Raw genomic sequence first — 9,166 nt, 5'->3', positions numbered from 1 at the left:
TAGTGAACTTAAGATTATTGCATAAGTAAAAATGAAGATAAAGTTGTGGCATAAATCATATCATCCATCCTTTATGCAATAACTTTATCTTCAATAATCATCTACTGAATTACAATTGAACTTAGAGTTAATGCATAAAAAAATCCAAATCCATTTTATTAACCGCTGTCTTCAGATCGTCATCTGATAAATGTGTATATATCATCGTTGTCTGTACTGATAAATGACCTAGTTGATCCTTCAGTTTTGGAACATCATTGTTAGCCTTATGATATCTAGTTGCAAGTCTCAAAGCATGCACATTTAAAGACGGTTTACCATAAAGATTAGCATATTTTTGAATTAACTTTTCTATGGATCTTTGAGTAAGTCTTCGTGTGCCTCCTTTTCTTCCAGCCGGGCATGAAGATCATGTGCTCGCTCTCCCACTCGACGTCACTAATCCGGAACAGATCCGAAATGCGGTTGACCATACGATTGAGAAGTTTAAACGTATTGATGTGCTCGTGAACAATGCAGGTATCGGATATTTTAGCTCTGTTGAGGAAAGCGTAGAAGAAGAAACGCGTAAGATGTTCGAAATTAACTTCTGGGGACTCATGCATATTACGAATACTGTACTTCCCTACATGCGCTCACAAAAAAGTGGTCACATTATAAACTTCTCGTCCATTGGCGGTCTAACTTCCTTCCCAACTCTCGGGTATTATCACGCAACAAAATACGCCGTTGAAGGTATTTCCGAAAGTCTTGCGCAAGAACTGGCTCCTTTTAATATTTATGTGACTTTAATGGAGCCAAGCAGTTTTCGTACAGATTGGGGTGGCCGTTCTTCTGCCAAGACTGAGACAAGCATACCTGAGCTTAAAGAATCTATTGTCGGCCATATGCTGCAAGGTATTCAACTTGGTGCTGGTCAAGAAGCTGGAGATCCTGTAAAGGCTGCTGAAGCGGTTATTAAAGTCGTGGAAACAACGAAACCTCCACTTCGTTTGTTGCTTGGTCAACAAGCCTATGATGCAGCAACCTATAAATTTAACAACATGCTTGCCAGCATAGAACAATGGAAAGAAACAACGATAAACGCAGATTACAAATAATAAAATCACATATTGGCAGGATAGCTAAGGTATTGTTTCTGCTGCCCTTTTCTGTGTATCCACATCTCATCCTTCATTTAGAGCCAGCTAAATAAATCAAGTTTGCAGCATCCTGTTAAATTTTTAACAAGATGCTGCAGTAACTAATTTACATTCGTGATAATTTTTCCTTTATCTCTTTCCATGTGGCTGTGTACTGGTTCTTTAATATGGTATCATCGATATCTGTGATTGATCCCTGAATAAAATGATTCAATTCATTCATAGAATGGTTTTCTGCCCACTGATTTAATTCCTCTACGACTTCCTGCTGATAAATGACAAGGGAGCCATAAACAGTATCATCAATTCCTTGATGAGCAGGTAATTGTATACTCTCTCCCTGATAACGATCCAAAAGCAGAAGAAGCTTTCCAGGTAGCAGCATTTCTGTTTCTGCCAAGCTACGGGAGAGCATATCTCTGAGATACGGAATATCATCGGTTACACCTGTTCCGGATGTCGCTCGGTGGCTCCCGTAAGATTCTACAGTTCCATCGTCGTAAATGTTCAGGTTGAACGGTTTCTTACTGTCATAAGGAAGTATGCTGTCTTTATCCGGGTCAGTAATAATAATGTGCACTGTTCTTGTGAGGTCTGAAGGCAGTTCTTCTTCCAAAGTATGTCCGAGAACTCCCGGATAGCTGCTATTCAGTCTTGTCGAAAACCCCTCCGGCATTGAACTTCCGTTTTCTTCATAGGTGAATCGTCTTGAAATCTGATCGACTGGAACCAAAACATCAGACGTAACATGATTGATGACCAGAGGACTACTAAAATGATTTGCCAGTGCAACCGGGGAGAATGCTTCCCATCTTGCGATGTCTTCTTTATCCGGAAAATTATCTAAGATCGGCTCAAACATGCCGGATACCATACCTAGAAACGGAATCGGTAAGTCCATCATCGTTTTCAGCATTTCTTTTGCCGTTATCTCCGCAGTGATCATTTTAAACAATCCTTTAAGCATAACCCAGCCCATCTTGTTGTTGTTCAATTGGTTTCCTTCGGGAAAATACTGATAAAAATTAAAGTACACATTAGCAATCGGTGAATTCGCGATCGAAGCATTAATCCCCATTTGCAAAGCGTTAAGCATCAGTGTCGTGTATCCACCTGCGCTGCCCCCAACGAGGGCGATTCTTTGATGATCGACTTCTTCCATATGACGAAGCGTATATAAGGCGGCATTATTGAAAACCAGATCATCATCGGTCAGCTGACCGTTGTATTTATTATCAAATTTCGTCGGTGAAGCAACCATCCACCCTTCAGCTAGATACTTGCGCAATTCCACAGCATCCTCGGTCATTTCATAGTGAGGAATATAGATGACGGGGATCGGCTGCTCCGCATCCTTCGGAATATAGAGCCTCATTTGTCGGGTGTCCACTATATTGTCCTTGCTGATGTATTTTATATCAATGGTTCTCTGCTCAATATTTTCAAGAGGATGAAGTCCTTCTTGGGATTGCGCCTGTTGTGCAAATATCTTATCAATATCTAGTTCACTGCTATCAACTTTTGGAGGGAATAACATATTTTTAATTCTCAGTCCCACGATCAAAAGAATGAATATCAATATACACATGCCTATTATTTTAATCATTTTTCTCATTGAATTCTCCTTGATATTTGTTGAGGATGTCTACTGTCTTGTGTCTTATTTTCCTTGAAGTAATATACCTGATCTGAATAAACTGAAAATAAACTGATATGATGATGCCTATAACCAAATAAAACACAAACGGATATTTTTAACTTAATATTTCTGTTCTGTAGCAATCTTACGAAGTAATTCCAACTCAACTAAAAAAGGACTGGAATCCAGTCCTTTATCAGGTATATAACATTGTTGTAATTGTATATAAAAATAATTCATTGACTTCTAATAACATCCTGCCAGTTCGCATTTTCAAGTAACTCTGCATCGTCACCAAAGAATGCGTTACCCGCTTGTACATCACCTTTCAGCCAATACATAAACCAGGCTGTCATATATCCGTCTGCATGGTTCACCATATCGCTGTGGTCAGTGTTTACGCGCCTAGCCATAACTTTGGTTACCGTATCGGGAATATTGGAATAATTCGTATTAAGTGACCAAAGCGGAGTAATTCCTTGCCCTTCTGTAGCCGTTATGTCTTCTGCAGTTCCCGCATCAAAATCTCCCGTACCAGCAACCATGAAGTAAGGGATTTTGATCTTGGATACGTCGTAACTCCAATCGGTTCCCAATTGGCTTTGCTGTCCCCAGAAGCTTGAAGTGGCGCTTGCCGTAAACATAGCTTTGTAGAAATCACCGTTCTCCTGATTGGTTACGGCATTTATTGTTCCCACGCCTCCCTGCGAATGTCCGCCGATCCCAATGTTATCAACATCAATTTTCCCATAAAAATCGCTCTCCCTATCCTCATTCAGCTTTAGCATAAAGTCAAGGATTGCAGACGATGAAGCTCCCGTTCGAGAATTCAAGTCCTCATTGCCAACAACAATAAACCCCCATGATGCAAGATGTTTAAAAACAGATTTATATTTTGATGCCGGGGTTCCCGTCCCGTTTGCCAATACAACGAGAGGATATGCAGATGAACGATCTTTCATTTCGGACGGATACCAAATTTCATATTTTTTATAGGTATCATTTTCTGCATCGAATTCTACAGAAGAAACCTCATTTGGTCCAAGAGCTGTATATTGTGCCTCTATTGGCTTATCAGTCTTTACAAACTTATAATAATTATCAAAGCGGTATGACTGAAATGCAAACAACGCTATAACTGCCAGAATAATTACAATAACTATGATAAACACAACTAACAATATCCTTTTTAATATTTTCACTATTTCCTCCTGAGTATGATGATAGTTTTTTCGTGTAACAAATGTATCATCAGATAATAGTTGAATCAATAAACCAAGACAAAACGATACATAAAGCATTAAATGTAACATGCTGATAAAAAAAACAGCAAACACCATTAATTAATGTCTGCTGTTTTACACCTTTACTAACATTAAGCTAATATGAAATAAACTATACAACATCGGGTGCATAATTATATACCGGCAAATTATCTGGCAATCGTTTTGCCTTCAAATACGGCATTATCTTCAGTATTCATCCCCTTAATGTCTTAGAAGAAACAATATAAAATATGTCATTATAACAAACATAGAGGGTTCTGCGCCTCTCTCGAAGACACTTCTCCAGATTTGCGCGGGTCAGCGGATAGGCTGCCGTCTCATTGTTCAAAGCGTTCATCAAACCTTCATCAAACCTTCATGGTTTTCCTGCCGCCAGGCATCATGATGTCATTGCCCGTTCGGTGACCACGCTATTGGAATTGAAGCGGTTGGTCTCCTGGTTGTTGCAGACAAAATGCTTGACCGTGGCACCGCAGCCCGGATGTTTCTGGGCTCCCAAGATGATACCAACCGCCAATTTGCCGCTGATAAGAGGATCCTCCGAGAAATACTCAAAGTTCCTGCCACAGAGTGGATTGCGATGGATGTTCATCGCCGGTGCCAGCCACAGGTGCACGCCTAACCGTTTCATCTCCTCCCCCACAATGTCGCCGCACTCCTGGCAAACCGCCGGGTTCCAGCTCTGGGCAAGGGCCGTGCCTACGGGAATGGCCGTACTTCTGCTCGCGGATCTCACCATTGCGATTCTGGCCTGCCGCAGCGGGGTAGATGCCCAGCAGAATATTCAGCAGCGCCTCCGGCAAACACCTAATTTTACAATCAAATGAAAATATTAGATATTCAGAACATCCGGGGGTTTGATGAATTGTACTTCGCTGGACATATATTACCATGAGTATATAAACTGAAAATAAACAAAAGCGTCGTGCTCGTTGTTCACTTCAAGCAGTACATTGTGATAGAATGCCAGTTCAGTTACTAAAGAGTAACGGAAAGGATTGAGGGGAATGTTTCAAATTCTCGTTGTAGAAGACGATAAAAATACGGCCAAATTAATGAAAACTATCATTGGGTCTGCAGGATACGAGGTGTTTTTGACGGAGAATGGCATCGTGGCATTAGAATTATTAGACAAGCAGCATATTGATTTAATTGTTCTTGATATCATGATGCCTCAAATGGATGGATTCGAGTTGACTCAAACGATCCGCGAGAGCAAAAATGATATTCCTATTCTGATGGTTAGTGCCAAACATTTACCGGCAGACAAACGTAAAGGTTTTATGGCAGGAACAGACGATTACATGGTCAAACCTGTGGACGAAGACGAAATGCTACTTCGGATTAAGGCTTTGCTTCGGCGAGCCAAGATCCAGAATGAACGGAAGCTTCAAATAGGAAAAATCACGCTGCAATACGATGAATTATCGGTGTCAAGAGAGAATGAAGTGCAGACACTGCCGCAGAAGGAATTTTATTTATTGTACAAATTGCTGTCGTACCCAGATAAAATTTTTACCCGTATTCAGTTAATGGATGAAATTTGGGGCATGGACTCTGAAACAAGTGATATCACGTTAAATGTTCACATCAACCGTTTAAGAAAGCGATTTGGCGATTATCCGGAATTTGAAATCATATCCATCCGAGGAATTGGCTATAAGGCGGTAAAACATAGTGAGTAGAAGGATAATAAACTTTATCAGAGAGAGATCTTTACGTGGATTTGGGCTAACTTTTATATTTACGTTCATTGTGTTGTTTATTTTGCTCATATCCATTTTTCTTTCGTTGGTCATTGTCGTGTTTTTCGTGTATATCGGATTCTACACTTCCCCTCCTGCCGAAGATCCAAATTCAGGAGGTGGCTTAGTTCTTGTTACATATTTTGGAACAGTGAGTATTCTGGTCAGTATCCTTGCATCGTTGATATTTAGCCGAATCCCGCTCTCTCCCATTCGAAAAGTTATACATGCTTCTGAAGAGCTGGCCAAAGGGAATTTTTCCGTCCGTATTCACCTTAAGGGGCCAAAAGAGTTAAGAAAGTTGAACAGAAGTTTTAATCACATGGCTGAAGAACTCGGTAGTCTTGAAATGCTGCGGTCCGATTTTATTAATAATTTTTCGCATGAATTTAAAACACCGATCGTTTCCTTACGAGGGTACGCGAAAGTTTTGAAAAGAAAAAACTTATCAGATGAGGAACGCAATGAGTATTTGGATATCATCATCAATGAATCGGAACGTTTGGCAGAACTTGCCACAAATGTGCTTCAGTTATCCAAGATCGAAAGCCAAGCCATCATCACTGAGAAAACGACTTTTAACTTAACCGAACACATCCGAACGGTTATTGTATTGTTGGAGCCGAAATGGTCGGCGAAAAATATAAGCTTTCAGTTTGATTCGTCTGAACTGATGGTTACTGCAAATGAAGATATGCTTAGTCAAGTTTGGATCAATCTTCTGGACAATGCCATTAAGTATTCGACTTCGAATTCCGAGATCACAATCGATATGAATTCGAAGATTCAACATGTTAGTATATCTATTCACAACAACGGTCCAGGGATTGATGCCTATCAGCAAAAACACATATTTGATAAATTCTATCAAGGAGATCCTTCTCACGCCTCCCCTGGCAATGGATTGGGTTTAAGTATTGCGCAAAAGATTGTTATGCTGCATGGTGGGACGATCCGGGTTGTAAGCTCAGATGACACAGGTACAACTTTTGAAGTGATTCTTCCTTCACCCTAGAAATAATCCCATTTTCTCAGCATCTAAATTGAGAAAATGGGATTATTCACTTCTGGAAAATGTCCAAATCCCAACAACCTCAGGAGATTAATTTTTATTTAAATCACGATTTTTCAGAAGTAAAGTCATCTCTTCTGAAGTTTCCTGCATACCTCTAGCAAACCATTCTTCAATCCATCCGAACAATCCATATGAAAAATAAGCTGCTACATAAGCACCGAAGTTTGGATATTCTGGTTTTGGTCCGAATAGTTCTTTGAGTATTTCCTTCAGCAGATAGAACAATTTCCTTTGGCTAAGAAGCAGATAAAAATCTCTATTTTTACTAAAGTGTCCAAACAAACTCCCCAAAAGTTCATCTTCCGATGTACCACCACTATCTTGATATTCCTTATACCAACTGTCTATTAATTTATAAAGATATTCTTTCAGCACATCTTCTTTTTCATCATAATTCCTGTAAAACGAAACGCGACTTACTTGTGCTGTTGAGGTAAGATCACTGATTGAAATCGCCTTAAGTTCTTTCATTTTCAACAAATCAAGAAGTGATTTTGTAATTTGAAGCTTCACATGTGTGTTTTTCAATCTTTTATCTTCCACGTTACATTTTTTCCTTTCTGTATCATTTTCTATTGATTCATTGATTCTGATTTTAACCAATGATACATTTGTTACACAAAAAATGATACGTCTATTTTATGGAGTTCATACAACGGATGTATTCTAGATAAAGGAGAAAATATGATAACAAAGGACCTCTGATCACTCTTGTTAAAATTGTAGTTGAGCCAATTAAGTGACCAATCGATATCAGCTCCCTAGCGTATAGTTCGGTATGTTGTAAATAGGCCCAAATTCCGGCACGGAAAAAAGTCTGAACATTAGGATAAAACAACTCAAGGGGTAACATCACGAAGAAATTGATAAGGAGATTAAGAGATGACACTTTCACAAAAACGCATGGTTATTCTGATTTTAGTTATCATCGTAGCTGCCGTTTTGGGCCGTCTTGCGGTGCGGGCATTTATGAATTTTTTGCTCGGCGGTACACTGTTTGGAGGTAACTTCTTATGAAAAATGAGAGAAAAGGCAGAAAAAAAATGTTGTGGGGATTTATTTATGTTGGTGTTTTTATTCTTGTGTTCGCGACTTCAGCAATCATCAAAATGACATACAATCCACTGTCTGGAGAGATGCAAGTTCATTGGAATGACACCGTTGGGCATGTATATTCAGATATCGCCTATGACGATAAGGAGCAAAATAAATTTGATCTCTATGTTCCAGCAGATAATACAAAGAAAAGCTATGGTCTTGTCGTATATCTCCATGCAGGAGGTTTTTCAACTGGTGACAAAAGTGATGACGCCAATATGCTGAAATGGCTTACTTCAAAAGGTTATGTCGCCGCTGGTATTAATTATACGCTGCGTAATGAAAATAATCCCGAAGCCAGTGTATATACTATGTCACAGGAAATCAAAAAAAGTATTCCAGTTGTAAAAGCGGAAGCGGAAAAGTTAGGCTACAATCTCGATAGAATGGCGATATCCGGCGGCTCGGCAGGTGGAACTTTGGCGCTATTGTATGCTTACCGTGATGCGGACACCTCTCCTATTCCTGTAAAAATGGTATTTGAGATGGTAGGACCACCGAGCTTTTATCCAGAGGACTGGGTTACCTACGGTTTGGATCAGAATCCAGAGGCAGCAGCAAATTTATTCAGCGTTATGTCTGGTAACACGATTACAACAGATATGATAGGAAAAGCAAGCTATGATGAAGCAGTCAAAGATATTTCACTATTTATGTGGATTGATAAAAATTCTGTACCAACGCTAGCTGCCTATGGAAAATACGATAAGGTTGCTCCGTTCGGAACAGTAAAATATCTGATTAACGCACTGGAAGAAAACAATGTTCCCCATGATTATTTCGAGTTTCCTCATTCGGGGCACGGTCTGCAAAATGACAATAAGCTATATTTAAAATATATAGAAAAGTTGAATGAGTACCTGGAACGATATATGGGGAGTGAATAAGACAGATTAGATCCGCTGTTCTGTTTGAGGCAACAAAATGTGCAGATTTAGAGAAGGTACTATTTTTAAAAACTACCTTCTCTACTATCCAAAGTGAAAACGAAAAACTTAAGAATAACCGTCAAAAAAGCAGGTTTATTAATTAAATTTGAAGTTTAATATTTCCTAATTCATTACGCTTAAGGTTACTATTCATATATTACGCTTAACAAGACAATATCTCTTTCAGGTTATACGGCTTCAACATATGTCTGAGCAGGCTTTTCCGCCCGTGTTTATCTCTTCTTGAGTCTT

The 9,166-nt window shown here is 39.4% G+C and carries 9 protein-coding genes and 1 pseudogene; 5 read left to right on the top strand and 5 right to left on the bottom strand.

Going from position 1 to position 9,166, the window contains the following annotated elements; translation table 11 throughout:
* Positions 1-127 precede the first annotated feature (127 nt).
* Positions 128-406, bottom strand: a pseudogene (locus tag MKX36_RS11970) (tyrosine-type recombinase/integrase); the annotation flags it as partial.
* On the opposite strand from MKX36_RS11970, the gene MKX36_RS11965 reads away from it, so the two are divergent.
* Positions 378-1,100: an oxidoreductase gene (locus MKX36_RS11965; RefSeq protein WP_240753718.1), complete on the top strand. Its 723-nt coding sequence runs from the start codon at positions 378-380 to the stop codon at positions 1,098-1,100. The pseudogene MKX36_RS11970 and the gene MKX36_RS11965 overlap by 29 nt on opposite strands.
* A gap of 148 nt (positions 1,101-1,248) precedes the next feature.
* On the opposite strand, the gene MKX36_RS11960 is transcribed toward MKX36_RS11965, so the two are convergent.
* The 3 genes from MKX36_RS11960 to MKX36_RS11950 form a co-directional block, all read right to left on the bottom strand.
* Positions 1,249-2,757, bottom strand: coding sequence for an alpha/beta hydrolase family protein (locus MKX36_RS11960; RefSeq protein WP_019687298.1), 1,509 nt, complete (start codon positions 2,755-2,757; stop codon positions 1,249-1,251).
* Positions 2,758-3,017: 260 nt separating this feature from the next.
* The gene (locus tag MKX36_RS11955; RefSeq protein WP_340864739.1) at positions 3,018-3,983 is read right to left on the bottom strand and encodes a poly(ethylene terephthalate) hydrolase family protein; all 966 of its coding nucleotides are present in this window, start codon (positions 3,981-3,983) and stop codon (positions 3,018-3,020) included.
* Positions 3,984-4,446: 463 nt separating this feature from the next.
* Positions 4,447-4,806: a glycoside hydrolase family 3 N-terminal domain-containing protein gene (locus tag MKX36_RS11950; protein ID WP_340864738.1), complete on the bottom strand. Its 360-nt coding sequence runs from the start codon at positions 4,804-4,806 to the stop codon at positions 4,447-4,449.
* A gap of 268 nt (positions 4,807-5,074) precedes the next feature.
* Between MKX36_RS11950 and MKX36_RS11945 the strand changes: the two genes are divergently transcribed.
* Both MKX36_RS11945 and MKX36_RS11940 read left to right on the top strand, forming a co-directional pair.
* Positions 5,075-5,752 carry a response regulator transcription factor gene (locus tag MKX36_RS11945; protein ID WP_016820900.1) on the top strand — a complete coding sequence of 226 codons (678 nt, stop codon included), beginning with the start codon at positions 5,075-5,077 and terminating at the stop codon, positions 5,750-5,752.
* On the top strand, positions 5,745-6,827 hold the full coding sequence (locus MKX36_RS11940; protein WP_340864737.1) for a HAMP domain-containing sensor histidine kinase: 1,083 nt from the start codon (positions 5,745-5,747) through the stop codon (positions 6,825-6,827). Before MKX36_RS11945 ends, MKX36_RS11940 begins: the two co-directional genes overlap by 8 nt.
* Positions 6,828-6,914: 87 nt before the next feature.
* Here MKX36_RS11940 and MKX36_RS11935 read toward each other — a convergent pair whose 3' ends face one another.
* The gene (locus tag MKX36_RS11935; protein WP_016820902.1) at positions 6,915-7,430 is read right to left on the bottom strand and encodes a TetR/AcrR family transcriptional regulator; all 516 of its coding nucleotides are present in this window, start codon (positions 7,428-7,430) and stop codon (positions 6,915-6,917) included.
* Between the two features lie 339 nt (positions 7,431-7,769).
* On the opposite strand from MKX36_RS11935, the gene MKX36_RS11930 reads away from it, so the two are divergent.
* Together MKX36_RS11930 and MKX36_RS11925 are read left to right on the top strand one after the other, a co-directional pair.
* A complete protein-coding gene (locus MKX36_RS11930; protein WP_016820903.1) occupies positions 7,770-7,904 on the top strand; it encodes a hypothetical protein in 135 nt (44 codons plus the stop codon).
* Positions 7,901-8,872 carry an alpha/beta hydrolase gene (locus MKX36_RS11925; RefSeq protein WP_340864735.1) on the top strand — a complete coding sequence of 324 codons (972 nt, stop codon included), beginning with the start codon at positions 7,901-7,903 and terminating at the stop codon, positions 8,870-8,872. The genes MKX36_RS11930 and MKX36_RS11925 overlap by 4 nt, the downstream gene beginning before the upstream one ends.
* Positions 8,873-9,166 lie beyond the last annotated feature (294 nt).

The organism is Paenibacillus sp. FSL W8-0439 (genome assembly GCF_038008995.1).
GTDB classification, from domain to species: domain Bacteria; phylum Bacillota; class Bacilli; order Paenibacillales; family Paenibacillaceae; genus Paenibacillus; species Paenibacillus polymyxa.
Note: the sequence above shows the minus strand (reverse complement) of the source record. Positions and strands in the feature narration are given on the sequence as shown.